Source organism: Cyclobacterium roseum, from assembly GCF_010119225.1.
Lineage (GTDB): Bacteria > Bacteroidota > Bacteroidia > Cytophagales > Cyclobacteriaceae > Cyclobacterium > Cyclobacterium roseum.
Map to the genome: position 1 here is coordinate 21,219 of NZ_WNKF01000026.1, position 25,774 is coordinate 46,992.

Here is a 25,774-nt window from a genome sequence, read left to right on the forward strand (position 1 = left end):
ACAGATGAGAAAACGACTATTCCCTTTTTTCTTGACGACTGCTTGGCTGTTTCTCAGTTTGTTGACAGGTATTCCTACCGTCCTTGGTCAAAGTGTCAGTTTGAATTTACCGGTTTATGGCGATTTCATGCGTCGGCAGCAATTGCTGGGAAACCTCTCCGGAACCAGCAGTTTTATGATCCGGCCCTTATATCCCACAGAGGTTTTTAACAAATCCAATGGCCTGGACCTGGACGAAACATTCACAGATGAGGATCTATCAGAATTTAATTTCAGCACCAAGGACAACAAGGGGAGGTTTCAATTACTTCCCTTTATGATGAAGTCTCAGTTTAATGAGGCCTATGGTTTTGGAATCAACGATGGTCCCATGATTCCCAACAAAGGCATGCAATACCTGATTAATGCCGGGGTTTATTTTGAATACGGCCCGCTGAGTATCCAACTCCAACCGGAAGTAATGCATGCCACCAATAACTATTTCCAGGGATTTCCGCTGGACCATTGGGAAAGTACCTGGTTACAATATTACGAATGGCTGAATACCGCAGACATTCCAGAACGCTTCGGAGGATCTCCTTATACCTACCTATCTCTGGGACAAAGCAGCATCCGACTCAATCTCGGGGAATTTTCGGTAGGGATATCCAATGAAAACCTCTGGTGGGGGCCGGGAAGAAAAAGTTCCCTACTGATGAGTAACCATGCACCAGGATTTCTCCACCTGACGGTAAACACGCGAAAGCCTGTTCAAACTCCGATCGGTAGCTTTGAAGGTCAACTGATAGCAGGCAAATTGCAATCTTCCGGATTTGAACCTCCTCATCACAACTATTCCCATGCCAATACGCCACTTTACGTTCCCAAAAGACCGGACGAAGACTGGCGCTACCTATCCGGTCTGGTACTTAGTTATCAGCCCAAATGGTTGCCAGGTTTGTTTTTGGGATTTAGTTCCGTTTCGCAGATGTACCATACTGACATGGACCAACTATCCGATTACCTTCCTGTTTTTAACGGAGAAAAAGGGCCTGAAAGCATCTCAAAACCCAATGTGGACCAAAGAAACCAATTAAGTGCCGGTTATTTCAGGTGGATGGATAGCAGTGGTCATTTTGAATTCTACGGCGAATACGGCTCCAACGGTAACAGCAGGAGTCTCTATGACTTCCTCATCAATCCGGACAAAAACAGGGCTTTTTCCTTTGGATTTTCAAACCTGATTCCTTTAAAAAGGGAGGAAGAATTTTTCCAGATCGGTATGGAAATGACGCAGACCGGTCAGACCGTACGGGAAGTGATTTTAGCACGCAATAGTTGGTATACCCATCCACACGTTCGGCACGGGTACACCCATAAGGGCCAGGTTATAGGGTTTGGCTATGGCCCCGGGAGTAACGTGATTTCGCTCGATGCCGCCTGGGTGAAAGGGTTTAACCGCCTGGGATTTGAATTGGAATACATTAACCACAACAATGATTTCTATTACAAGCGCTTTGAAGAAATCAAAGATTGGCGGAGAAAGTACGTAGACATCGTTCCGTCTCTTTTAGCAGAATGGCGATTTGATAACCTGCTGGTTTCCGGTAAATTTCAACACGTAAATACCCTCAATTACAAGTGGTACCTGGAAAACCATCCGGAAATTTACTTTGTACCGGGATTAGATCAAACCACCTTCGTTGGGCAGGTAGGACTCACTTACCTTATTCGGTAATGCTTTGGTCAATACCCATAAGGGTATCCAGAATGAGCTCGCAGGCTTCTGTATAAAATTCCTGTTGTATGTTTTCGAAGGTATCGCTGGGTTGATGGTAATCCTTGTGGTCGTCAACGCCAAAATAAATAAAAGGGATTCCTTTTTCATGAAAAGGACCGTGGTCCGATGCCCTGCTCCAATCCTTTTCCCCGGGACCGCCATCGTTTCCCAAAACCAACCGAATAGAGGACCTACCCGCTGCCCGTTCTAAAAAGGAACGAAATTGAGGGTAAAATCGCGTACCTACCGCATAAAGTGTTTGATCATCGCTCCTGCTAATCATGTCCATGTTCACCACCAATTTGACCTCTTTTAGAGGGAAAGGAAAATCACGGATCAAGGCTCTTGCCCCTAATAGGCCTTTTTCCTCCGCATCCGTAGCTACAAAAATCATGGAATGGCGGGGGCTGTTTTTTGCAAAATAAGATGCCATCTGCAACAAAGCCGCCGTACCAGATGCGTTGTCATCAGCCCCGTTATAAATTACATCGCCTTTCTTTCCCAGATGGTCGTAGTGAGCCAGTACCAGAATGATTTCGGAGGTAGATGTACCGGGTATAAAACCCAATACATTTATCCCTTTTCCATCTTCTGCCTGATCTGGATCCAAGGTAAATTGCTGGAAAAAATCTGGAAACTGACTGCTCAGGCCCAGGGATTCAAAGCGATCCCGAATGTACGTTCTTGCCTTTTCACCTCCTGCTGTCATGGGAGCCCTTCCCTCCATCGCATCGGAAGAAAGTATCCGGATATCTTCTATTAATGTATTTTGGTCTATATTCTGAGCAGAAACAACCCATGGACCGGCCCAAAAAAGTAATAAAATAAGCGGGGTAATCGTTTTCATAACAGAAGATTTTACGTTGGCTTGTGTATATTCGTGAAAATACTAAACTTTCACTTCTAGATTTGATTTTGTTGACGAAATATATCCTTATCGCAGGCCTGCTTTTTTCAACCTCCCTGCAAAGCATCGGCCAAAATGAGGTGGTGGGTCAGTTTTTAAGCGGGAAGTCAGTCGTTTTTATTTCTGCCTCCACCACGGCTAGTCCTTCCTTCTCCTGGAAAGAACTGGCCGAGGAATTTCACCCCTCGCTGATAGCCGCCGGTGGGGATCCCATTGCCTATTATGAATTGGAGGAAGCCATCCTATCCGAAGCCATTAAAAACAGCTATGCTTCCTATTTTTCCCGAAGGTTGGTCGAAAATATTGTCCTACTGATAAGAAAAAATGACGGTCAATTTTACAGCCATATATTTCCCTTTACTGGCAATGGAAACATCATCGCACCCGGAGAAAATTGGTCCGGATCTGCCGAAGAATTGGAGGGATTGAAAAATCAAATCGAGGCCCTGAACATGGGAAGGCGCAGCGAAAATTTTCTGGTAATCGAAGTACCCGAGTATCCCCCCATCCCGGGCATGGAAAACAACACCGCCCAAAGTGGGTACCTTGCCGAGAACCCGCTAAATCTGGATGCCTTTAAATTGGGTGTCTTGCTCACAGGTGCTGCAGGAAACGAAGGCTTTCTCACCACATTCCGACATGATATTTACGGAAAACCGGAGCAAGAGGTGGCTACAGAACAGCGGGCAGAACGAGAAGGAATGGAATCGGTCTTTGAAGCCAATTACCCCTATGACGTAGTCTTCCTGACGGAAGCCAAATCCAATCAGGAACTGATTCAGGATGGGGTCCAGTTTCTGCTTATGAAACAGGAAGGCCGGGAAGCGGACCTGATGCAAAGCATGGGCCTGGACCCAGCCAGCAGTGATCAGCCGGATCGGGTGGTGGTTAAATATTTTATCCGTTTTTTGGTAAGAAACGAGCAGTATATTGGTACCAGCTGGGATGCCGATCCCAACTGGAGGGTCGCCTTGAAGGCTTTTTTGGAGCAAGTGTCTCGTTAATTTTAAGAACTAAATATTTTTCTCTTGCAATTAGTGGTTCTATTTTTGAAATGACCGAAGTTTATACTTCCTAGTCCATTTCGAAAAAATAATATTGCGTTATTTTATTTGACAAAAATATCTGTTATTTTTGACGCATAAAATATAATTTATAAAAGGTTTAAAATTTAAAAACCATTTTTTATTTTCCCATACAACTTATCGTAAGGCATGGTTAGATTATTGATTTTTGGTGTTTTTTTTAATTTAATAATTCCTACGATTATCGTTTGTGGCAAGCCAATACCTGTACCGGCTTATTCAAGTGTAACAAAACAGCACAAAATCACTTTACTGGAAGATTACTCTTATGAAATAGAAATAATCCAGACGACAAACATCTTTGATGCAAAAGGAATATCTCATGCCTCCTATCAGCTCTTTATAGATGAATTTACCACCCTTGACCATTTTGAAGTTCGAATAATTAATCCAATTAATGGCAAAACCCTAAAAAAAATTAAATCAAAAGACCTTGAAGAAAGATCCGTCATCGATAATGGGTCCATTTACCAGGACATTGTTTTGAAATATTTCAATATGGAGCCCTCTACTTTTCCCGTTAGGGTAGAAATGGCTGTTACTATCAAGAAATCTGGAAATTTTTATTTTCCCATCTGGCATCCACAAAACTACCATAACCAAAGCGTAGAGACCGCAAGTTTGGAAATTAATTATCCCACCGCCCTGGGAATTCGCCATAAGTCCCAACTATTCGACGGCAATTTCAACCACAAATCCGATGGAGAAACCCAAACACTTTCCTGGACCGTAGCTAATGTACCTCCTTCTGATAGGGGTACAGAAGAATCATCCCTCATTAGAATAACGCTTGCACCAGAAAAGTTTAGCATGGATGGTTTTGAAGCCAACATGAATACCTGGAAAGGTTTTGGTTTGTGGTTTTACCAACTGAACCAGGGAAGATCCGAGCTACCTGAGTCATTCAGGAATGAAATTCAGAACATGGTAAGAGATGCGGTAAACGAAAAAGAAAAAATTCAGATTTTATATCACTACCTTCAAAAAAATTACCGCTATGTGAGTATCCAACTCGGGTTAGGCGGTTGGAGACCCATGCCAAGTGAGGAAGTCCTTTCGAAGAAATACGGGGATTGTAAAGGATTAACCTTATTCATGCAGGCAATGCTGGAAGAAGTTGGAATAAGCGCGGATTACACGTTGGTTAGGGCAGGCGATGATGCCACATTTGATCAGCATTTTCCTTCAAATCAATTTAATCACGCTATTTTAAGAGTACGCTTAGGTCAAGAGAAATATTGGTTAGAATGCACTTCTAGTCACCTCCCTGCCGGCTTTTTGGGTTCTTTTACTAAAAATAGAAACGTACTGGTAATAACTCCTGAGGGCGGAGAAATTGACCATACCCCTGCATATTCGGAGCCTGATTATAATAGAACCAAAATCAACGCCTCCATCATTCTGCGTGAGGATGGCAATGCACAAATTGACGGAACAATAAGCTATCATGGATTTCCAGCAGAAACCATAACCATGAAAACATTCGATAAAAAAGAAGCGGAAATTTATAATGTCTTTAATACGCAAATTGGAAATAATGGTTTGGTTATAAATGAATTGCTTCTGGACAATACTATTCAATGGCAAAAAATCTCAACTTCGCTACAATTTTCAGGTATTGTTTTAAGGTACTTTAGAAATACAGGAAAAAGAGTATTCCTTCCGCTTTCATGGTTGAATTGGAAACAGGATGCCGGGAATTCGTCAGGAGTATATGAGGAGGAAGTTAGCATAAGAAAGCATCGGATGTTGGGGATTGAATCCATTCCGGATAATATCAACATTCAGGAGAAAAATTATGTCTTAAACGTTTTCATTCAAATCGGAGAACGAGATATCGTTATAACAAAACACGTAGAAATCAAAAAAACTGCCTCACTTACTGAGGAAGAAGAGAGAGAATTAATAAAAACCATTCAACAAAAATTAACAGGAGAATTAATATTTACCAAATTATAGTCCAATGATATCTATACGATTTTTAATATCGCTGGGAATTTTAACCCTTGCCCCGATGCTTTTAGGTGCCCAAGAGATGCGCTTTGGCAAGTACAGTGATTCAGAGTTTGGCTATAATGAAGTGGACTTTGAGCCAGATGCAGATGCTGTCGTGTTGCAGGAATCTTGTTATAGTTTTTTCTCAGGAAACGTTTTACATAATCAAATTCATCGAAGGATTAAAGTTTTGAAGGAGGCCGGTAAGGAGCAAGCAAATATAATATTGAGGTATTATAAAGGCGAAAACAAAGTTCAAGACATTTTTAAAATAAAGGCCCAAACAATTAACTCCACTAGTGGAGAAATTGAAATCGAAGAATTATCAAAAGCTGATTTTTTTGAGGCTGATGCTGGTGAAGGATGGCATGAAATCAGATTTACCTTTCCGAAGGTACAAATAGGATCAATCATGGACTTCTCTTATGAGAAAACAGATAAATCTATCATTTCTCTGGATGGTTGGGTATTCCAAAATGAAATCCCAACACTAAAATCCATTTATGATATTACTTTTCCGGATTTTCTGAAATACAAAACGTTTGGTCAGGGAATCAAAATGGTCAGCCATAATTCCTTAACAAATACCAATAACAATTATCGATGGGAGCTGGAAAATCTGAACGCATTCCGACCTGAGCCCTACATGGCACATTATACCGATTACCTGGAGAAAGTAGCCTTTCAACTGGAAGGCTACGAATTGAAGGAAATGGATATTTCCGGAATAGATTTTAATACCTACAAAAAGCTGTTTAATACCTGGCAGGATTTAGCAGATTTCTTCACCGGAAGCTATCATTATGAAAGCTTTTTGGAGCCAAAAAAAGAAGCGGGTATCATAAGCGAAATAGTTCTTCCGGAAAACGACACGTTAAGGCTTGCAACTGACATTTACGAATACGCCTCCAGTCAATATAATTTTTCCGGAATATCCAGAATCATTCCTTCTAAAGACTTTTCTGAAATGCTTTCCAGTAAAAATGGAGATAGAGCCGAAATTAATTTGTCACTACTGGCACATCTCAGGCAATACGGAATCGTTGCATTTCCCGTTCTGATTAGCAGCAAGGGAAATGGACGGTCCAATCTGGTACCTTTTCCTTACATGGATCAGTTTAATGAACTTATTATCGTTTCCTTAATCGGAAATAAAACCTATTTTCTGGATGCAACCGATCCTAACCTACCCTTTGGGTTTTTGCCGGAAAATTTTCTTGTCAACCAGGGCTTTTTATTGATGGAGGAGAATAGTGGTCTGATTGACATCCAAATACCTCATTCATCCGGTTATTATGCCTTCTCCGATATCACCCTTGAAGACGAACACACCTTAAAGAGAGAATCATCCCTCAAAGTCACGGATTTTGATTATGTACACAACTTTGGCATTCAACAAAATGAAACGATATCTCAGGAGGAATTCGAAAAAATTGTATTTACCGGTAATCAGGAAAACATAGAGACGATATCCATTAATGAGAACAAGAAATTTAGGAATCAGCTTTCGATAAACTACACTTCTAGCAAAGAACTCGACGGGGATAACACGCTTTACATTAATCCGTTTTACCTCATGCGGTGGCAATCCAATCCGTTTATAAGTTCCACTCGGGCATTTCCCATCGATTTTAACTATACGTTCACAGATCGGTATGCTACCAACATTAAAATTCCCGAAGGGTATATCCTGGATGATTTTCCGGAAAATACCGCAATAACGCTTCCAGGTGGCGCAATCACTTTCAATTTTGTAGTCAATGTTCTAGAAAATATAGCAGCTGTTAATGCCGTAATTAGCGTAAAAACCCATATCATTGGGGCGGTTGATTACCCAGACTTAAGGTACATGATAGACATCATCTCAAGCAAATTTAAAGAGCCATTGGTCTTGGTGAAAAGTAGTTCCATTGCACCAACCGCCTCTGTCGAATAGTCATTTGTAGTTTCAGCAGGGTTAGGTAGAAAAAGAGGCATGCCCATCGGACATGCCTCACACTTCGTTGTAGCAGATTTAATTTAGGGTGATAAACAACTTTTCTACTTTTTCAAAGTGCATTTACTTATCAATGGAGCCTACCACTCGCTTCATAAAGGTATTCATGGCCTCTTTTTTATCGGCTCCATCTTTAATCATCTGGTTGACCTCCAGGGTTCCTGACAAATTCGAAAGCAGCTCGCCTATGACATCCAATTCCTCGTCCTTAAGCGTACTAATCTCCGTCATGGATTCCAACAGTTCAATGGTTTCCACTACCCAGTCTTCGTCATTTTCCTCAATAAATTGTAATACGTGCTTAATTATTGGTAATCTCATCAATTAGTGTTTTTAGGACTTCTTCTTTATTTGTTTGTACCTGATTTACAATCGCTCCTTTACTGAATACCGCAAACGTGGGCAAATTGGTTACCTGCGCCAGTTTCCTCGACTCAGGTAATTTTTCGGCATCCACGTATAGAAAAGTGATGCCTTCATAGGATTTGCTCAGCCGTTTCATTTTTGGTTTCATAATTCGGCAGTTGCCACACCAGGTAGCCCCGTACTGAACCACTACCTTTTCGTTGTCCTGAATGACCTCTGATAAATTATCTGTTGTTAATTCCTCTAACATATTTATTTCCGTTTTAGCTTAATGAAGCTGCAAAGGTAATGACTATAATTTTCAATTTCCAATTGATTATCTCTATGAGTCATTGAGCAGATTTAATACAAATTCTTTTGGGCAAAGGGAATCAGGGCCAGGGTTACCGCCTGTTGGTAGTATTCCAGGCGGTTAACCACGCCATTGGTCAGGATTCCTACGGCTCCGTTTCCTTGTTTGGAATGGGTCTGTTGAAAAACCCGGTCGTCGGCTTCTCCCAGCTCCATTCCTTCGCGAACCAGCTTTGATATTACTTCCGGAAGGAAGAAGGTTCCGGTTTTGGCCTTTCCAATTTGATTACTCCCATCCAGGATAACCATCCAGGCAAAGGCTACCATTTGCTCCCCTACTTCATCCACACCGCCTTCGATCCCCACCCAATAATCAGCTTCGGGAAAGGCCTTTTTAGCCTCATAGGCCCTATTATAAGCACCGGTATAGGTTTCTACATCGCCGTGAGGCTGCTCGCTTACATTAGGGTCCACATTTAAACCTTCTACGATAAAATAATCTTCAAATAGCGATTGAAAGGCGTTTTCCGTGCATTTGATTTTTACCGGATTTTTACTTCCTACGATAACTAATTTTTGCCTTTTTTGTTCCTGGTAGTTTCTTCTTTTAGGGAATGCCATTGGGTGATTTAAAGTTGGAAATCGTTTGGTTTAGGCCATGTTATGATAGACCTGATTTACATCGTCATCCTCTTCCATCCGCTCGATCATTTTGTTGATATCTTCTTCTTGTTCAGCGCTAATTTCGGTGGTGGACATGGGAAAACGCTGCATATCTGCACTTATTACTTCTATTCCTTTATCCTCTAGTGCTTTTTGCATGTTGCCAAAATCCTCAAAGGCCGTATATACAAAAATTTCTCCTTCGTTTTCGTCTATGTCCTCCAGTCCAAAATCAATCAATTCGAACTCCAGTTCTTCCAGATCCCATTCATCCTTCGGAAAACGAAATACTGCCTTTCGGTCAAACATAAAACTCACGGAGCCCGAAGTTCCCAATGAACCGCCCGCCTTTGTAAAGTAATGCCGGATATTGGCCACCGTACGGTTGAGGTTGTCGGTGGAAGTTTCGACAATGACTGCAATCCCATGGGGACCATAGCCTTCGTAAACAATTTCTTCGTAGTCCTTTTCGTCCTTATTGCTCGCCCTGGTGATGGCCGCTTCAATTCGGTCCTTGGGCATGGAAGCACCTTTGGCATTCTGTATGACGGTCCGAAGTTTAGCATTGTTGGCCGGGTCGGGCCCTCCTGCCTTTACCGCCATTACGATTTCTTTGCCCAGGCGTGTAAACACCTTGGACATCTTACTCCATCGTTTGAATTTTCTTTCTTTTCTAAATTCAAATGCTCTTCCCATACCATTTTAGTTTTTCAGGTTTGTAAAAATAAATAAATTTTTCATTTGGACTATTATCCGATTCAAACAAAGCCAAACATATCTTCCCGTCAGGGCTCCATTCCTTAACCTATTCCCCTGGAAATTCGTATCAACAGCATATCCTAACCACCACAAACCCCGCAACGATGGAGCAAGCACTGCCAAACCTTCCCCAATCTCCTTACCCCATAGTGGTCATTGTAGGAGCCGGTTTTGCCGGGCTGAAACTTGCCAGGACCTTGCGAAATAAACCTTATCAGGTTATACTGCTGGACAAAAACAATTACCATCAGTTCCAACCCCTTTTCTATCAGGTAGCTACAGCTGGACTGGAGCCCAGTGCCATTTCCTTCCCCTTGCGGAAGGCCTTTCACGACACCCCGAATGTAACCTTTAGAATGGGAGGAGCCAAACGCATAGACCAGCAACAAAACAGGCTGTACACCGACATCGGATTTATTGACTATGATTACCTGGTCCTGGCCATGGGTGCCGACACCAATTATTTCGGAATGGAAAACATCATGAAAAACAGTATTCCTATGAAATCCGTCTCCGAAGCGCTGTTTATCCGGAATAAAATCATTTCCAATTACGAAAGGGCCATCACCATAGCGGACGAATCCAAAAGAAAGGCCCTGATGAACGTGGTGATCGTGGGCGGAGGTCCTACCGGGGTAGAGCTGGCGGGAGCGTTAGCAGAATTGCGTAATAAGGTATTCCCAAAGGATTACCCACAGCTCAATTTCGACAATATGAAGGTGGTACTGGTAGAAATGGGTCCATCGCTTTTGGCCGGCATGAGTGCAACCTCGGGCGACAAGGCTAAAATCTATCTGGAAAAACTTCAGGTGGAAGTACTGTTGAATACCGCCGTTGAAGACTATGACGGCCTGCATGTCATCATCAAAGGAGAAACCCGTTTTCAGACCCATACCTTGCTCTGGGCTGCGGGAATCGCCCCCAACTTCATAGAAGGAATTGCGGCTGATCAAAAAGCAAAAGGGGGACGCCTACTGGTCGATGAATTTAACCGGCTTCACAGTGGTGAAAATATCTACGTGCTGGGTGATGGCTGCCTGCAGGTGATGGAGGATTACCCCAAAGGTCACCCACAGGTGGCACAGGTAGCCATACAGCAGGCTAAAAACCTGGGAAATAACTTCCTTGCGAAACTAAACGCCAAGCCAGAGAAACCCTTTCGCTACAAGGACCTGGGAAGCATGGCCACCATAGGAAGAAAACTCGCCGTGGTGGAATTGCCCTTCGTCAAGTTTCAGGGATTACTGGCCTGGCTTACCTGGCTTTTTGTCCACCTCATGGCCATCCTGGGAGTAAAAAACCGTATTTTTATCTTTTTGGACTGGGCCTGGAACTACCTTTCCTTCGACCCGTCCCTGCGATTACTGATCAAACCCACCATCTCCAGGCCGCAGGACAGGGAAAAGTTGGTTACTAAAAAAATTAAGTAGTTGATTCTCCTGGAGTTTAACATTTCTTAACAAGTTCCTATTAAACTTTCCGGAACTCATCCAGTCTAAGAGATATAAACCAATTATTGAAATAGACCATGAGAAAACTAATGATCATCGCCGTGCTGGTAGGAGCTACTTTTGTACAGGCGCAAGCGCAACGAAGAGGAAACCAGGAAATCAATCCGGAACAGCTGGCGGAACGAATGAGCGAACGAATGGCTGAAAAGCTGGACCTCAGCGAAGAACAAAAGAAAGCGGTGTATGCCCTGCACCTGGAAGAGGCACAGAAAAGAAAAGTACAGTGGGAAGCCAGAAAAGAAGAAAGAGAAGTCTTGAAAGCGGAACGTGAGGCCCGGCAGGAAAAAATAACTGCCCTGCTCACGCCAGAACAAAAAGCGACCTGGGAAGAAATGAAGGAAGAAAACCGGCCGAAAATGAGAGAAAGGCGGAGAGGATCAGGAGAACGAATGAGGGGACGCAATGCGCCAGGATCGGGCAGGTTATAATTAAGACATTTTGAAATTTATTTGGGTTTAATTAATGGATGAAAGCCGGGGTCATTGACCTTCGGTTTTTTTTATGTCCTTTGGATTTTTTGCCTTACTTTGGCCGGTAGCTATGAAAAAAGCCATCATCGTATTTCAGAAATATCCTGAAGCGGGATTCGTCAAAACCCGACTGGCCGAAACCATCGGCGCAGAAAAGGCCGCCAATTTGTATGCATTCCTTATCCGCCACACGCATCAGCAGCTTTCTGGATTGGAAGCCACAATTTTTGTTTTTCACCTGGGCCCCGTTGCTATCGAAGAATACCCTAAAAAAGGATATCACTTCCATGCTCAGGAACCTGGTGACCTCGGGGAGAAAATGCAGAAAGCCTTTCAGCGGGTTTTCGATCTGGGCTTTGACCAGGTGCTGATCATCGGGACGGATTGTTACGAACTCGAAAGGAATCACCTGAAGCAGGCTTTTGAAGCGCTAAAGACGAAGAATCTCGTCCTGGGACCGGCGGTAGACGGAGGGTATTACTTGCTTGGATTGAAAAGACCCGCTGCATCTTTGTTTCAGGGAATCTCCTGGAGCACGGATACCGTTTTGCAGCAAACCCTGAACAGGGCAAACCAAGGAAACCTGGAATATGGCCTATTGGAAAAGCTTCGGGATGTGGACCGATACGAGGATTTGGGAGAACTGGAACAGCTGCTTCCTGAGCTATAGCAAAACGAACTCGCTTCAAATAAAAAAACTCCTGAGCCCTACCTGGATTCAGGTTTAGTCAGGAGTTTTTGTAAGATTAATTTTTTATTTATTAAAACGGTTTTCCCAGCGCAGCATACCAAATCCCTCCGTACAGGTGATCCAGGAAGTCTGCATCCTGAAAGGCCTCTTCCACGTGACCCAACCCGGTATAAAATACCCGGCCCCCATCGTATTCGTGGTACCAGGAAATGGGATGCACCGCACCCATACCCATTTGTTGTCCACCGCGTTCGCCAACCTCATAGGAGGTTTCGTCCAGTTGCACCAGGATGTTTACCTCTTCATTGAAATTTTTAAATTCGTACCATTCATCGGTCCGAAGCCATTTGTCATTCAGGTGATAAGTAGCTGGATGATTTCGATCCACTACCTGCATTCTGGCCGTTTGCTGCTGGGGATGGTGGTTAAATTGTCCTCCGATAAGCTTGGTGTACCAGGGCCAATCGTATTCGGTATCGGTCGCACTATGAATGCCAACCACTCCCTTTCCGCTTTGAACAAATCGCTCAAACGCTTCTTTTTGTTCTGCATTAAAAATCGTCCCGGTGGTACTCATGAGGATGATGACATCGTATCGTTCCAGGTTCTCATCGTTGATAAGACCGGCATCTTCACTCGCATATACCTGAAAACGGTGCTTTTCCCCTAGCTTTTTTAGGGCTGCGACCCCTTCAGGTATGGACTGATGACGGAAACCGGAAGTCTTACTGATGACCAGCGCACGGAATTGCTGAGCCTGACTCAATACAGGTAGTAGGAAAAGGGCCAACCCCACGGCCAACAGGCCCAGGAGGTTGCGTTTATTGTTTATGAAGAGCATATATTTGTTAAGTTAAAATAAAGGACGATTATACAATTATTATTTCACAATGTCGAATTTCTCCCCGGCAACTTTTCGGCTATAGGCATTAAAATGCCACCATTCAGAACCAATGCCCGTAAACCCTGCGTTTTTCATGACCGTTCTCAGTATTTTCCGATTGGCTACCTGTGCCTCCGTAATTTTTCCTTCCTCCAACATTTGCTCTTCCCGGTCGGGATAAGCAGGGTAACCAAAGTAATCGTAGCCAGTACCCATGTCCAACGGAGCCCCGGTTTCTTTTGACATCAGGGTCAGGTCCACAGCCACACCGAAATTGTGGAGGCTTCCTCTTTGCGGATCGGCCACGTAGAGGGGTTTGAGACTGTCCGGTTTGTCCAATTCATCCCAGAGAATCTGTTGCACGGACTGGGGTCGCACGGCATCATATACCAAAAAGGTCAATTCGGGATGGCTGACTGAAAGTTCCTGGTAGGCTACTTTCAACCTAACAGCCACTTCCGGCTGCATGTAGCATCGCGAAAGGGTTCCATATACATTTTTCCCAAAAAAGTTATCTGTAGACGCGTACTTCAGGTCCACCCGCACTTCAGGGATAACTTCTTGTATATCCACCAGACCCGCAGCAATCAATCGCCGCTCCAGCTCCCCCATTTCTTCTTGCCGCTGAGGGTCCTCCCCATTTGCTTCTGCTGGAAGGGAGTCCCCGGTGGCAGCCATTTCCACAGATTCACTGCCAGGTAGGTCCTGGTTTTTTTTGCCAGACCCAGGATCACAGGCCAATGCCAGGAACAGTAGTACCCCTACACCACTTCTCATGATTCTTTTTTATGAAGCATCGTGGTACTCGCCTGGGCAGTTGGTAAAATGATCACGTCTGCCAGCACTACATGAGGCGGGCGTGTGACCGCGTACCGAACCAGGTCGGCTACGTCCTCCGCCTTCAGGGGCTCAAATCCTTTGTAAACGCCAGCCGCCTTTTCATCGTCGCCTTTGAAGCGAACCAGGGAGAATTCCGTGTCTACCAAGCCGGGATTGATGGCCATGACCTTGATGCCATAAGGATTCAGGTCCAAACGCATCCCCTTGGTAATGGCATCCACGGCATGCTTGGAGCCGCAGTATACATTTCCTTTGGGATAGACCTCCTTCCCTGCTGTTGAGCCTATATTAATAATCTGACCCGCCTTTCGCTCCACCATACCCGGGGTGATTTTTTTGGAAACATAGAGCAGTCCCTTAACATTGATATCCATCATGGCATCCCAATCTTCCACGCTTCCTTCGTGGATGGGATCCAGTCCATGAGCGTTACCGGCATTATTGATGAGTACGGTGATGGATTGCCATTCGGCGGGCAGGGAATCTATCGCCTCGTATACAGCATCTTTCTCCCTGACATCAAATACGAGAAAATGATAGGGAGTTCCCTTGGGCAATTCCTTTTGGAGCGCTTCCAGCCTTTCTTTTCTCCGGCCACAACCGATGATAGCAAAACCTTCTTCCGCCAGGTAACGGGCACAGGCTTTTCCTATCCCGGAGGTAGCTCCAGTGATAAATGCGATTTTCTTTTCCATAAGGAAATATAAAATTTTTCCGGCTGGATCAAAAACCAGACCCCTACGAATGCTCCGCTTGTTACTGGAAATTCAGGTAAAGTGTAATGGATTTTCGGCGAATGTCCTGGATCGCACCCGCTATTCGCTCATCCGAATGGCCGGGCTGGTATAGGTTCATCAGGCCATGGGAAAAACGGATTTCAGGAGAAAATTTAAAGTATTGGAAATACAGATCAAAGCCCAGGCCCAGTTCTACCGCCAGGTCTTTTCCTTTAAGCACTACGGGATCCTCATTGGCTTCTTCCTGATTTTTGGTACGGATCTGCCCATTTACGCCTCCGATAAAATACATCCGGGTATTATTAAACCGCTCTGATTTGTACTTCACCAAAAGGGGGAATTCTACCAGTGTTTCTTCGGTGAGTAAGGGGACCGTGCTGATGCCGGTGCCATTGGGACTATCGGCATCATCGGTAAATAGCTGCACCTCCGTGCCGTATTCATAAAAGCCAACCTTGGGGGTAAAAAGTAAATTTACCTGATCGTGTAGGCGGCCTGTCACCAAAAAGCCCAAGGCAAATCCCGGGGAAAATACCGGCATAATCGCCCGCACATTGTGCAAGCTCGTGTAATCGGGGTCCACAAAGTTATCAGAATACTTAATTCTCAGGCTGCTGTTATGTCCCGCTAGAAAAAAACCATAGGAAAGCAACTGATCGTCGCTACCCGAATTATTAAATATCAAATTTCTTTCCTGAGCCTGTGTGGTGAAGGCCAGTCCAAGTGATAAAATAACAATCAGGGCTATTTTATACCGGTGTAAATCGAGCTGATGCCGAAGGTGAGGGTTTTGCATTGCGTTTGTTTGAAGCCTACTTTTTCAAGGATGCCAAGAAAATCCCTTCCATCCGGAAATGCCTTTACCGATTCTGGTAAATAGGTGTAAGCCGAATGGTCTTTTGATATCATTCTGCCAATCTGAGGCAAAATATATTTAAAATAAAAGGAATAACCCTGTTTCATCGGAAATTTTTTCGGTTTAGAAAATTCCAGGATGACCGTTTTACCTCCGGGTTTCAACACCCGGTACATGTCTGCCAGTCCTTTTTCCAAATTTTCAAAATTCCTAACACCAAAAGAAACGATGACGGCATCAAACTTATTTTCCTCGAAGAGCAACTTTTCCGAATCGCCCAGCTGGAGTTCAATCAAATGCTCCAGCTTTTTCTGCTTCATCTTCTTGCGGCCTTCCTGAAGCATACCCTCTGAAATATCTACGCCAATCACCTTTTTCGGTTTTAGCGCCAGGGCTTCAATGGCAAAATCTCCAGTCCCGGTGGCAATATCCAAAATAAGTTTTGGCTGGTCCTTTTGAAGCATTTTAATGGCTTTTTTGCGCCAGATAATGTCAATACCTAAACTCAAAAGGTGGTTCAGCAGGTCGTATTTCTTGCTGATATTATCAAACATGCTGGCAACCTGCTGCTTTTTGCCTTCTTTTTTATCTTTATAGGGAACTACGGACATGGCTTCTAATTTCGATACAATATTACTAAGTAAACCCGAGCATTGGAAAATTGTTAATGAAATAATGGTTTGGAGGCCATGATGGAAATTGGTTACCTTTGTGAAAAAATGGGCCATGTTGAAAAATGCACGCTTTTTAATCAGTAATACGGATCATAAAAAATGTCCGCCTCCCACCAAACCGGAGTTTGCCTTTATTGGCCGCTCTAATGTGGGAAAAAGCTCCCTGATCAACATGCTCACCAATCACAAGCACCTGGCGAAAATTTCCGGTCGACCGGGAAAGACGCAGCTAATCAATCATTTTGTGATCAATGACCGCTGGTACATGGTAGACCTTCCCGGCTACGGTTTTGCCAAAGTAAACAAAAAACTGAAGGCAGACTGGGACAAAATGATTCGCAATTACCTCACGGGACGGGAAAACCTGACGGCGGTGTTTGTCCTTATCGACAGCCGGCTTCCTCCGCAAAAAATCGACCTGGAATTTATCCAATGGTGCGGGCAGCTGGAAATGCCAGTGGCCCTCCTGTTTACCAAAGCCGACAAACAGTCCCATTCCAAAACCGCTGAAAACGTACACCGTTTTCTGGATGAGATGGAAAAGTTATTTGTAGAAGCTCCCGAGTTTTTCGTGACTTCTGCCATTAATCAGCAAGGAAGGGATGAACTGATCCAATTTATCGAAGAAAACGTTACCGAATGGTACGGTGCCAACTGAGTTCCTTGGCCAATCCTGACGAAACCGTATATTTGCAGCCTGAAAACAAACTAGCTATCATGGAATTTAAAGACATTGCCACCGTTTCCGGAAAACCCGGCCTTTATAAAATACTCAAGCCCAGCCGCAGCGGCGTTATCCTGGAGTCCCTGGACGACAAGAAAGGGAAACTAGTAGTAGGGGCTGCTCAGCGCGTTTCCCTCCTGAGTGAAATTTCCATTTACACGCTAACAGAAGAGGGAGCCTCCCTCTTGAAAGAGGTGATGATAAAAATCGAAAAGGAATTCCAGGGCGATACCGGTCTGGAAGGTGCCGACAAAGAAGAGTACCAGGCCTTCATGAAACATATTTTACCGGAATTTGACGAGGACCGGGTCTATGCTTCTGATGTCAAAAAACTCATTAGCTGGTACCATATCATCCGTAAAGAATGTCCGGAAGTGCTGGAAGAAAAGCCAGAAGCAGCTCCCGAAAATTCCGAAGAACAGAAGGATAAAGACACCGATAAAGGGGAAGAATGATTGATCCCGAAAAATCCGGGCCTGAAAGCATCCAATCGGGAGCTGCCGATTTGCAAAAATTACTGCAGCTTCCGGCTATTCCCGAGGTCCGGGACAGGGAAAGTCTGGCTGCTGCCATTGCACCGGCCATCGGCCGTTTGCTAAACGGCCATTTGGAAAAGTTACTACAGCTATGCTACCGGCTGGACCTGGATGAGCAAAAACTACGAAGCATTCTCTCCGAAAGTCCTCCCGAAAAAATGACCCAACACCTTTCCCTGGCCATTGTAGACCGGCAACTAATAAAGGTCCACTTCCGAAACAAGTACCGCTAACCGTTCAGGCTTTTCTCCAGCCCCTTTACCATATTTTTCGATCCGATGTAAACGGGCGTACGCTGATGTAAACTGCCCGGGACAATGTCCAGAATACGTTGCTGACCGTCAGAGGCGGCCCCTCCCACCTGCTCGGCGATAAAGGCCAGGGCATTGGCCTCGTACATCAACCTGATTTTTCCATTCGGTGCCTGGGAAGTGGCCGGGTAAAGGTAGATTCCTCCTTTGAGCAGATTTCTATGAAAGTCCGCCACCAAACTGCCTATGTACCTGGCGGAAGCCCCTGCTCTTTTACAGGCCTCCAGGTACGATAAGATATTTGGGTTAATGTGAGGAGCCAAGCCCTCATTGATGGTATAAATAGCGCCATCTTCGGGCATACTCATTTCAGGATGAGAAAGGAAAAATTCCCCCAGAGACCTTTCATAGGTGAAACCATTGGCCCCGTTACCGGTGGAATAGACCAACATGGTCGAAGATCCGTACAGCACGTATCCGGCTGCTACCTGCTCGGAGCCTTTTTGCAAGACATCCTCCTCCTTAATGGGCGACCCGGTCGCTGTCTTTCTACGGTAAATCGAAAAGATGGTGCCAATGGAGACATTCACATCTATATTGGAGGATCCATCCAGGGGGTCGATGGCCACTACGTACTTACCCTTGCTATTTTGAAGGTCGATGACCAGGTCTTCTTCTTCCGATACCACGGCACAGACCTCCCCACCTTTCGTCAATGCACGGGTAAAACGTACATTAGCGACCACATCCAACTTCTGCTGTTCCTCTCCCTGTACATTGGTTTGCCCGAAGGCACCGGTTACATCTGATAGCCCTGCACGGCTGATCTCTCTGGATACAATCTTGGAAGCCAGGGCGATATCCCTTAATATCTGGGACAGCTCACCGGTGGCAAATGGAAAATCCGCCTGTTTGCTTTTTATAAACCGGTCCAGGGTTACCCCGACTTTATAGGCCAGGTTACCGGTATCTTGTTTGTAAGGCTGTGTCTTCATACCTTTGAATATAATTCATTATCTTCAATTCATTGGCCTTTCTTTTCGATTTTTCATGATACAACCCCTGGTCTACAAGTTTGGTGGTGCCTCCATAAAAGATGCCGCCGCCATCAAAAACATCGCCCAACTGGTAAAAAAACGATGGTCCAGTGGCATGGTTCTGGTCGTCTCCGCCGCTGGCAAAACCACCGACCGGCTGGAACAGCTAATCGAACTTTCCTTTCAGGGAAAGCGCTTCGATACCGAGTTAATCGAGTTATTGGATTACCATGAAGACCTCTGCCGGGGCCTTTTTCCTACTGATCATGCCATCTTTTCCCGGGTGGATAATCATTTTGCGCAGTTGCGGCGACTTTTGGAAAGCGATATATTGAAAGAGGAGGAAGCCTTCTTCTATGATCAGATAATCGGCTACGGGGAGCTTATCTCCACCCGCATCCTTCAGGAATACCTCTGTGAAACCGGTTCTCATTGTCTTTGGCAAGATGCCCGGGAATTGGTGCGGACAGACTCCACCACCAAAATGGCCCGGGTAGACTGGGCACTGACGATGCAGCATTGCCGGAGAGCACTCATTCCCAAACTGGAAAAATTCCCCGTGGTCACCCAGGGCTTTATTGGTACGGATTTACTCGGCAATACCACCACGCTTGGAAGGGAAGGTTCGGACTTTACCGCTGCCATCCTTGGGGTCAGCCTGGGTGCTGCATCCGTTACCATCTGGAAAGATGTGGCCGGTATACTTAATGGCGACCCGGACCTCTTTCCGGATGCCGTTAAATTTGAATACCTCGATTTTGAAGAAGCCGCTGAAATGACCTACTACGGGGCAAAGGTGATTCATCCCAAAACCATCAAACCCCTGGCAAAACACAATATTCCCCTCTATGTCAAGTCCTTTGTCAATCCGGATGCGGCAGGGACGATTATCGGCTCCTTTGGTCAGGCACCCCGAATCCCGATCACCATCTTCAAAGATCACCTGACACTCATCGATCTGCGCATCCGGGACCTGTCGATGGTGGGCGGGTTCCATTTCGAATTTATTTACGAGGTGGCCAAAAAAGCCAACTGGCGCATTCAGCTAATACAGGCCACTGCTGCTCACCTGCGCCTGGTGATTCAAGACATGCCCTCCACAGCGGAGCAACTCGCCCGACCCTTTCGGGACGTATTTCATGTCAAAATCAAAACCCATCTCAAAATGATTACGGTGAAAAATCCCACCGATGCCGAAATCAAGCATTACCGGCAGGTAGCCGAAACTTGCCAACTGGAACAAAAAAGCCCCGAACTGATTCAGTGGGTTTATGAGGCAGAAGATGATTGATCCCCTCTTAGGCCCTCTAATTGTCCAAAAATCGCTTCAGTGTCTGCTGGATCCCGGATAAGTATGCTTTTCCAAACAAATTGAGATGTACCAATAGCGGATATAGGTTATAAACCGCTACCCGATCTTCAAAACCCGGTTCCAGCGGAAAAACATCTTGATAGGCCTCGTAAAAACGGGAATCAAAGCCTCCAAATAAGCGTGAAAAGGCCAGGTCCACTTCCCGGTGGCCAAAGTAAACGGCCGGATCAATCAATGCCGGTAATCCGGCCGCATCCGGAAGAACGTTTCCTGACCAAAGGTCTCCGTGCAACAATGCCGGTTTTTCCAAGGGAAAAAAATCCTCCAAAAAAGGATAAAGGCTTCGAAAACGATCCAAAAATTTCTCGCCAACCAGTTGATTGTAATAGGCCAGTTGCAATTGGGGTTCCAGTCTTTTTTCCACAAAAAAATCAAACCAACGGTCTTTCCAATCATTCGTTTGCGGCAAAATAGCTATGTAATTATTGCGATCCAGACCAAAGGCCTTTGCGGTACACATATGGAGCTCTGCCAGCCCTTCTCCCAACCTTTCTGAATAGTCAGACTGCTTCGGAGCACTGGGAATCCAATCTATCAATAAAAAATGCCGGTCCTCGTAGCTTCCCTGCGCCAGTGTTTGGGGAACGTACAGGCTGCAATTTGTTCGTACCCAGTTCAGTCCCTCGCTTTCGCGTTTGAAAATTTCTGTAGCGGATTCGTGGTTGGTTTTGAGAAAGTAAGCCCCCTGCTCCGTTTCCAAAAAAATGGCCTGGTTTCGGGTGCCAGCCGCCACTAGTTGGTATTGCTGCACCCTTAGTGACTGCCCAAATGCTTGCAAGGTAGCATGTGCAAATAGTCCCTCAAGCGATTCCATTCAAGCGGTGATTTTTTTCCAATTCGACAATGAATCCATCGAGGGCCTCGTCCAGGATTTCAAAGACCTTTTGAAAGCCATCTTCTCCTCCATAGTAGGGGTCAGGAACTTCCAAAAATTCGGGAGAAAGTTGGAATTCACGCATCAGGTGGAGTTTCTTAGCTGGTATGCCCACCTTTTGGGACAGCAGCGTGATGTTTTCCAGATTGGACCGGTCCATGGCGATCAGGTAATCAAAATCCCTGAAATCCGTTCGATGCAATTGCCGGCCCCGATGGTCCATTTTGATCCCATTTCTTACAGCGCAGTTCATGGCCCGCTCATCGGGGAGTTCTCCGATATGGTAATCCGACGTACCGCAGCTATCGGCAATTACCTGTTCCCCATAACCTTTATGAGAAATTTTATGGGAGAATAATGCTTCAGCCAAAGGAGAGCGGCAAATGTTGCCTAAGCAAACAAACAAGACTTTAATCATAAAATCATCGTTTTCCGGGATTTCCCTGCCTACCCCAGCGATTCGGACCGACAGGTTGAATGAATTAACTTTCAATTTAAAAAAATGAACGAACTATCCATATGATTTTTATGAAATAATGCCTACTTTTGCATACTCATTCCCAGATAGGAATGAATATTAACAAAAAATGGATTTCCAAAAGCTAAAAAATAAGATCAACTCCGGCGGCTTGAAATTTACCCATCAGCGGATGGTGATTTACGAAGCCCTATGCATTTCGGAGGACCATCCTACGGCGGAAATGGTTTTTTCCCGGGTAAAAGAGGCCAATCCTGGCCTTTCCAAGGGAACGGTTTATAAGACCTTGGATAGCTTTGTTCATGCCAACATGGTTCAGAAATTTACCGATGACCTGGGGCTGATGCGATTTGATCCTGTATTGGAGTCCCATAGTCACCTGTACTGTAGCAAAAGCAAGAAAATAAGAGACTACAAAAACGCCGGTCTGGAAAAAATGTTAAAAAAGTACTTTGAGGAGAACCAAATTGACGGCTTTGAAGTTGAAGAAGTATCATTGGTAATCAAAGGAAAAACGAAATAATTTTCTAAATACCATCGTTAATTTATCTACAAACAATTAAAATTTATTTTATGTCACTAGTTGGAAAAAAAGCACCTTTAATTAACGCACCTGCTGTAATAGATGGAGAAGAAATCGTAGAAAACTTCTCTCTTGATCAGTACCTCGGTAATAAAGATGTGATTTTCTTTTTTTACCCCAAGGATTTTACCTTCGTATGCCCTACTGAAATTTTGGCATTCCAGGAAAAACTGGAAGAATTCGAAAAAAGAGGCGTGGCGGTAGTTGGCGCTTCCTGCGATACGGAAGAGTCTCACCTGGCCTGGTTAAATACCCCAAAAGAAGAAGGAGGAATTCAAGGCGTAACTTATCCGATCGTTGCCGATCCGGTAAAAACAATCGCCCATAATTTTGGCGTACTTGCCGGTGATTGGAACTACAACGAAGAAGGAGAGCTTACCTACGAGGGACTTCCGGTAGCGTACCGTGCCACTTTCCTTATTGACAAAGAGGGAACCATCCGTCACGAAACCGTAAACGACCTGCCTTTGGGAAGAAATATCGATGAAATGCTTCGATTGATTGATGCCCTAAGGCATGTGGAAAAATACGGGGAAGTATGCCCTGCAAACTGGGAAGAAGGCAAAGAAGCCATGAGTGCTACCCGTGAGGGAGTTGCCTCTTACCTCGCTAAAAATTAATTCCGGTAATCGGATAGTTACGAAGCCCTGCCAAAACAGCAGGGCTTTTTTTATGATTTTTGTTAGTTTTTTCTCCTGCCGCTAACCTTTTTAGCCTTTGATAGTTTATTTTAGCGGTATGGCCCAACCCCCGGCAATTTCCATATTGATCGCTACCTACAATACTCCTTTTCCGCTGGTAAAAAGAGCACTTGACTCGCTATGGAACCAAACCTATCAGGATTTTGAGGTTATTCTTGTCGATGACGGAAGCAGCCAGGACCCTCAGAATTTACTCTTTAACTTATGTAAACGTCATGAAGACCGTTTACTCTTCCTCAGGCAGAAAAACCAGGGGCAATCCCGTGCCATCAACCGCGCCGTCTCGCTTAGCAGTGGCCGGTACCTTTCCATACTGGATGCAGACGACGAATACCTACCCGAGCACCTGCAAGCCTGCCTAGATCAAATGGACAGTTATGACCTGATTGCGTCTACCACTCGTACCGTAGTTGCCAAAAAAGAAGATTATTTTGTCACGGACCGACACCATCCAGAGCGGCTGATCCACGTAGACGATTGCATTCTGTTTGCCACTTTATTTGGTAAAAGAGAGGTTTTTAAAAGTAAGGCATTCGTTGATGGCTACGCGGCCGATGCGGATTTTTTCGAATGGGCTAAAAAAAGATACCGCGTCGGGAAAGTCGACTTACGAACCTATGTCTATTACCGCAATCACCCCGACAGTACCTGTGAGCGCATGAAAATCAAATTTTCAGGGAAAAAAGAAAACGCCTCTTTCAGGCAAAATTAAATTTCCTGTTCGTGTCAATTGCAATTCCCGTGCACGAGTTTAAATTGTACCTTTGGCCAAAACGAAACAAAGACCATGGGTTCTCCTACTTCCTCCCAGGCTTCCTGCTGTGATCAGCCGTCCGGTTCTCCGGTAACCATTTCTTCCAAATGGTCCCAAAGGTGGAAACTGTGGAGAAGCAGTATCTTAAGTTTGCTAACCTTACTTTTGGCAGTAGGTGGCGAATACCTATTCCCCCATCAAATTTTCACGGTAAGTACCTGGCTGCCCCTGTACCTGCTGGCCTATGCCTTGGTGGGATGGCCTGTATTGAAAAAGGGGGGCCAGCTGATCCTTCAGGGAGAAGTGTTTACGGAGTTTTTTTTGATGGGAATAGCCACCATAGGAGCCTTTGCCATCGGGGAATATCCGGAAGCGGTAGCCGTCATGTTGTTCTATACCATCGGAGAAGTATTGCAGCACCAGGCGGTAAGCAAGGCCAAGGGAAACGTACAAGCCTTACTGGATTTGCGCCCTAACCGGGCCCGGGTTATCCGTGACGGTAAGCGGCAATGGGTACAGCCGGAAAAAGTACATGTAGGTGAAACCCTAGAAATCCGGCCGGGAGAAAGGGTGCCGCTGGATGGGGTGCTACAAGAAAGGTATGGAAATTTTAATACTGCGGCCATTACCGGTGAAAGCATGCCGACCCGGATTTCCGAGGGCCAGGAAGTGCTGGCAGGAATGGTAACCCTCCAAAACCTGATTACCCTTCGGGTATCCCGCTCCTTTCAGGAAAGTTCCCTTTCAAAAATCATCCGTACCGTCCAACAGGCCACGGCTAAAAAAGCCAAAACCGAGGAGTTTATCCGCAAATTTGCCAAGGTGTACACGCCCATTGTTAGCTACCTGGCCTTAGCCTTAGTGGTGCTTCCCTACTTTTTTGTCACCAATTACCAATTCAGCGACTGGCTGTACCGGGCCCTGGTATTTCTGGTTATCTCTTGTCCCTGTGCCCTGGTGATTTCCATTCCCCTGGGCTATTTTGGAGGCATTGGAGCGGCTTCCAGAAAAGGCATCCTCTTCAAGGGATCCAACTACCTGGACCTGATTACGCAAGTCAACACCGTAATTTTCGATAAGACCGGTACGCTGACAAAAGGCGTGTTTTCGGTGCAGCAGGAAGAAGCGGTAGCTACTGCTGATCCCGATTGGAGATTGCTCGCCATCAGCCTGGAGGCCAAGTCCAACCACCCCATTGCCCTGGCACTGGTGAAGCACCTGGGAAAACCCACTGATTCCGTATTGGAACTGGAAGAACATGCCGGACAGGGGCTATCGGGACAAGTTCGCGGCAAGCAGGTGCTGGTAGGTAACCGATCCCTAATGGAGGCCAAAGCCATCCCTGAGCTGCCAAAACTGTCCCTTCCTGGCAAAACGCTCGTATATGCCGCCGTGGAGGGGGAATATTGTGGGTATTTCGCACTCGCAGATGAAATCAAAGCCGATGCTCTGGAAGCCTTTACCGAATTACGGAAACTTGGCATTTCCGAAACGGGCATCTTGTCGGGTGACAGGCAGGAGATTGTAGCGGCACTGGGAAAGGAGCTGGGAGCCAACTATGCCTATGGAGGCCTACTGCCGGATGAAAAAAGCAGCCGCCTGGAAGAACTGAAACGCAAAACCGGTAGCCAGATCGCTTTTGTGGGGGATGGGATCAATGATGCCCCGGCCCTTGCTGTAGCGGACCTGGGTATTGCCATGGGGGGCCTGGGCAGTGACCTGGCCATAGAAACGGCGGATGTGGTGATACAAACCGACCACCCCTCCCGGGTAGCCCTGGCGCTGCGCATCGGGAAGACCACCCGACGCATTGTTTGGCAAAACATTGGCCTGGCCTTTGGGGTTAAATTACTGGTTTTAACCTTGGGAGCCTTAGGTTTAGCGGGCATGTGGGAAGCCGTTTTTTCCGATGTCGGCGTGGCACTACTGGCCATCCTTAACGCCATCCGAATCACCAAAATTTATAAGTAAATCCTTCGAC

The 25,774-nt window shown here is 45.4% G+C and carries 28 protein-coding genes; 15 read left to right on the plus strand and 13 right to left on the minus strand.

Features of this window, described 5'->3' with window-relative positions:
- Positions 1-4 precede the first annotated feature (4 nt).
- Entirely contained in the window at positions 5-1,717 is a 1,713-nt protein-coding gene (locus GJQ68_RS22185; RefSeq protein WP_162419458.1) for a capsule assembly Wzi family protein, read from the plus strand.
- On the opposite strand, the gene GJQ68_RS22190 is transcribed toward GJQ68_RS22185, so the two are convergent.
- Complete coding sequence (locus GJQ68_RS22190) at positions 1,707-2,606, minus strand: M28 family peptidase (RefSeq protein ID WP_162419459.1); 900 nt, start codon at positions 2,604-2,606, stop codon at positions 1,707-1,709. The genes GJQ68_RS22185 and GJQ68_RS22190 overlap by 11 nt on opposite strands.
- 71 nt (positions 2,607-2,677) lie before the next feature.
- Between GJQ68_RS22190 and GJQ68_RS22195 the strand changes: the two genes are divergently transcribed.
- From GJQ68_RS22195 to GJQ68_RS22205, 3 genes are all read left to right on the plus strand, one after another.
- Complete coding sequence (locus tag GJQ68_RS22195) at positions 2,678-3,670, plus strand: NTPase (protein WP_235941849.1); 993 nt, start codon at positions 2,678-2,680, stop codon at positions 3,668-3,670.
- Positions 3,671-3,880: 210 nt separating this feature from the next.
- Positions 3,881-5,710: a DUF3857 domain-containing protein gene (locus GJQ68_RS22200; RefSeq protein WP_162419460.1), complete on the plus strand. Its 1,830-nt coding sequence runs from the start codon at positions 3,881-3,883 to the stop codon at positions 5,708-5,710.
- A gap of 4 nt (positions 5,711-5,714) precedes the next feature.
- Positions 5,715-7,682 carry a DUF3857 domain-containing protein gene (locus GJQ68_RS22205; RefSeq protein WP_162419461.1) on the plus strand — a complete coding sequence of 656 codons (1,968 nt, stop codon included), beginning with the start codon at positions 5,715-5,717 and terminating at the stop codon, positions 7,680-7,682.
- Positions 7,683-7,805: 123 nt separating this feature from the next.
- Here the strand turns inward: GJQ68_RS22205 and GJQ68_RS22210 are convergent, their stop codons facing one another.
- The 4 genes from GJQ68_RS22210 to GJQ68_RS22225 all read right to left on the minus strand — a co-directional run bounded on the left by GJQ68_RS22210 (position 7,806) and on the right by GJQ68_RS22225 (position 9,758).
- Positions 7,806-8,063, minus strand: coding sequence for a DUF6952 family protein (locus GJQ68_RS22210; RefSeq protein ID WP_162342630.1), 258 nt, complete (start codon positions 8,061-8,063; stop codon positions 7,806-7,808).
- Positions 8,044-8,358 carry a thioredoxin family protein gene (locus GJQ68_RS22215; protein ID WP_162419462.1) on the minus strand — a complete coding sequence of 105 codons (315 nt, stop codon included), beginning with the start codon at positions 8,356-8,358 and terminating at the stop codon, positions 8,044-8,046. The genes GJQ68_RS22210 and GJQ68_RS22215 overlap by 20 nt, the downstream gene beginning before the upstream one ends.
- Positions 8,359-8,450: 92 nt before the next feature.
- Positions 8,451-9,020: an inosine/xanthosine triphosphatase gene (yjjX, locus tag GJQ68_RS22220; protein WP_162419463.1), complete on the minus strand. Its 570-nt coding sequence runs from the start codon at positions 9,018-9,020 to the stop codon at positions 8,451-8,453.
- Positions 9,021-9,050: 30 nt separating this feature from the next.
- Positions 9,051-9,758 carry a YebC/PmpR family DNA-binding transcriptional regulator gene (locus tag GJQ68_RS22225; protein WP_162419464.1) on the minus strand — a complete coding sequence of 236 codons (708 nt, stop codon included), beginning with the start codon at positions 9,756-9,758 and terminating at the stop codon, positions 9,051-9,053.
- 167 nt (positions 9,759-9,925) lie between these two features.
- Between GJQ68_RS22225 and GJQ68_RS22230 the strand changes: the two genes are divergently transcribed.
- The 3 genes from GJQ68_RS22230 (at position 9,926) to GJQ68_RS22240 (ending at position 12,472) form a co-directional block, all read left to right on the plus strand.
- On the plus strand, positions 9,926-11,251 hold the full coding sequence (locus tag GJQ68_RS22230) for an NAD(P)/FAD-dependent oxidoreductase (protein WP_162419465.1): 1,326 nt from the start codon (positions 9,926-9,928) through the stop codon (positions 11,249-11,251).
- A 98-nt stretch (positions 11,252-11,349) separates the two neighbouring features.
- Complete coding sequence (locus GJQ68_RS22235) at positions 11,350-11,760, plus strand: DUF4890 domain-containing protein (protein WP_162419466.1); 411 nt, start codon at positions 11,350-11,352, stop codon at positions 11,758-11,760.
- A 73-nt stretch (positions 11,761-11,833) separates the two neighbouring features.
- Positions 11,834-12,472: a TIGR04282 family arsenosugar biosynthesis glycosyltransferase gene (locus GJQ68_RS22240; protein ID WP_162419467.1), complete on the plus strand. Its 639-nt coding sequence runs from the start codon at positions 11,834-11,836 to the stop codon at positions 12,470-12,472.
- A 91-nt stretch (positions 12,473-12,563) separates the two neighbouring features.
- On the opposite strand, the gene GJQ68_RS22245 is transcribed toward GJQ68_RS22240, so the two are convergent.
- From GJQ68_RS22245 to ubiE, 5 genes are all read right to left on the minus strand, one after another.
- A complete protein-coding gene (locus GJQ68_RS22245) occupies positions 12,564-13,334 on the minus strand; it encodes a ThuA domain-containing protein (RefSeq protein ID WP_162419468.1) in 771 nt (256 codons plus the stop codon).
- Positions 13,335-13,373: 39 nt separating this feature from the next.
- Positions 13,374-14,153 carry a M15 family metallopeptidase gene (locus tag GJQ68_RS22250; protein WP_394351339.1) on the minus strand — a complete coding sequence of 260 codons (780 nt, stop codon included), beginning with the start codon at positions 14,151-14,153 and terminating at the stop codon, positions 13,374-13,376.
- Positions 14,150-14,911 carry an SDR family NAD(P)-dependent oxidoreductase gene (locus GJQ68_RS22255; RefSeq protein ID WP_162419469.1) on the minus strand — a complete coding sequence of 254 codons (762 nt, stop codon included), beginning with the start codon at positions 14,909-14,911 and terminating at the stop codon, positions 14,150-14,152. Before GJQ68_RS22255 ends, GJQ68_RS22250 begins: the two co-directional genes overlap by 4 nt.
- Positions 14,912-14,972: 61 nt before the next feature.
- Positions 14,973-15,749, minus strand: coding sequence for a type IX secretion/gliding motility protein PorT/SprT (porT, locus tag GJQ68_RS22260; protein ID WP_162419470.1), 777 nt, complete (start codon positions 15,747-15,749; stop codon positions 14,973-14,975).
- The gene (gene ubiE, locus GJQ68_RS22265; RefSeq protein ID WP_162419471.1) at positions 15,698-16,420 is read right to left on the minus strand and encodes a bifunctional demethylmenaquinone methyltransferase/2-methoxy-6-polyprenyl-1,4-benzoquinol methylase UbiE; all 723 of its coding nucleotides are present in this window, start codon (positions 16,418-16,420) and stop codon (positions 15,698-15,700) included. Before ubiE ends, porT begins: the two co-directional genes overlap by 52 nt.
- A gap of 115 nt (positions 16,421-16,535) precedes the next feature.
- On the opposite strand from ubiE, the gene yihA reads away from it, so the two are divergent.
- Genes yihA through GJQ68_RS22280 form a run of 3 tightly spaced genes read left to right on the plus strand, consistent with a single transcriptional unit; the run spans position 16,536 to position 17,976 of the window.
- Positions 16,536-17,141, plus strand: a complete 606-nt coding sequence (yihA, locus tag GJQ68_RS22270) for a ribosome biogenesis GTP-binding protein YihA/YsxC (protein ID WP_162419472.1) — start codon at positions 16,536-16,538, stop codon at positions 17,139-17,141.
- Between the two features lie 59 nt (positions 17,142-17,200).
- Positions 17,201-17,662 carry a DUF5606 family protein gene (locus tag GJQ68_RS22275; RefSeq protein WP_162419489.1) on the plus strand — a complete coding sequence of 154 codons (462 nt, stop codon included), beginning with the start codon at positions 17,201-17,203 and terminating at the stop codon, positions 17,660-17,662.
- Positions 17,659-17,976 carry a hypothetical protein gene (locus tag GJQ68_RS22280; protein ID WP_162419473.1) on the plus strand — a complete coding sequence of 106 codons (318 nt, stop codon included), beginning with the start codon at positions 17,659-17,661 and terminating at the stop codon, positions 17,974-17,976. Before GJQ68_RS22275 ends, GJQ68_RS22280 begins: the two co-directional genes overlap by 4 nt.
- Here GJQ68_RS22280 and fbp read toward each other — a convergent pair.
- Positions 17,973-18,989: a class 1 fructose-bisphosphatase gene (gene fbp, locus GJQ68_RS22285; protein ID WP_162419474.1), complete on the minus strand. Its 1,017-nt coding sequence runs from the start codon at positions 18,987-18,989 to the stop codon at positions 17,973-17,975. The two genes, GJQ68_RS22280 and fbp, sit on opposite strands and share 4 nt — an antisense overlap.
- 55 nt (positions 18,990-19,044) lie before the next feature.
- On the opposite strand from fbp, the gene GJQ68_RS22290 reads away from it, so the two are divergent.
- The gene (locus GJQ68_RS22290) at positions 19,045-20,322 is read left to right on the plus strand and encodes an aspartate kinase (RefSeq protein WP_162419475.1); all 1,278 of its coding nucleotides are present in this window, start codon (positions 19,045-19,047) and stop codon (positions 20,320-20,322) included.
- A gap of 16 nt (positions 20,323-20,338) precedes the next feature.
- Here the strand turns inward: GJQ68_RS22290 and GJQ68_RS22295 are convergent, their stop codons facing one another.
- Positions 20,339-21,217, minus strand: a complete 879-nt coding sequence (locus tag GJQ68_RS22295) for a fructosamine kinase family protein (RefSeq protein WP_162419476.1) — start codon at positions 21,215-21,217, stop codon at positions 20,339-20,341.
- The gene (locus tag GJQ68_RS22300; RefSeq protein ID WP_317174469.1) at positions 21,204-21,770 is read right to left on the minus strand and encodes a low molecular weight protein-tyrosine-phosphatase; all 567 of its coding nucleotides are present in this window, start codon (positions 21,768-21,770) and stop codon (positions 21,204-21,206) included. Before GJQ68_RS22300 ends, GJQ68_RS22295 begins: the two co-directional genes overlap by 14 nt.
- Before the next feature lie 94 nt (positions 21,771-21,864).
- Here GJQ68_RS22300 and GJQ68_RS22305 point away from each other — a divergent pair, with 94 nt between their 5' ends.
- From GJQ68_RS22305 to GJQ68_RS22320, 4 genes are all read left to right on the plus strand, one after another.
- Positions 21,865-22,278: a Fur family transcriptional regulator gene (locus GJQ68_RS22305; RefSeq protein WP_162419477.1), complete on the plus strand. Its 414-nt coding sequence runs from the start codon at positions 21,865-21,867 to the stop codon at positions 22,276-22,278.
- 50 nt (positions 22,279-22,328) lie between these two features.
- Positions 22,329-22,958, plus strand: coding sequence for a peroxiredoxin (locus tag GJQ68_RS22310; protein WP_162419478.1), 630 nt, complete (start codon positions 22,329-22,331; stop codon positions 22,956-22,958).
- Positions 22,959-23,055: 97 nt separating this feature from the next.
- Positions 23,056-23,751 carry a glycosyltransferase family 2 protein gene (locus tag GJQ68_RS22315; protein ID WP_235941850.1) on the plus strand — a complete coding sequence of 232 codons (696 nt, stop codon included), beginning with the start codon at positions 23,056-23,058 and terminating at the stop codon, positions 23,749-23,751.
- A 75-nt stretch (positions 23,752-23,826) separates the two neighbouring features.
- Positions 23,827-25,764 (plus strand): heavy metal translocating P-type ATPase, encoded by a 1,938-nt coding sequence (locus GJQ68_RS22320; protein ID WP_162419479.1) that lies wholly within the window; start codon positions 23,827-23,829, stop codon positions 25,762-25,764.
- Positions 25,765-25,774 lie beyond the last annotated feature (10 nt).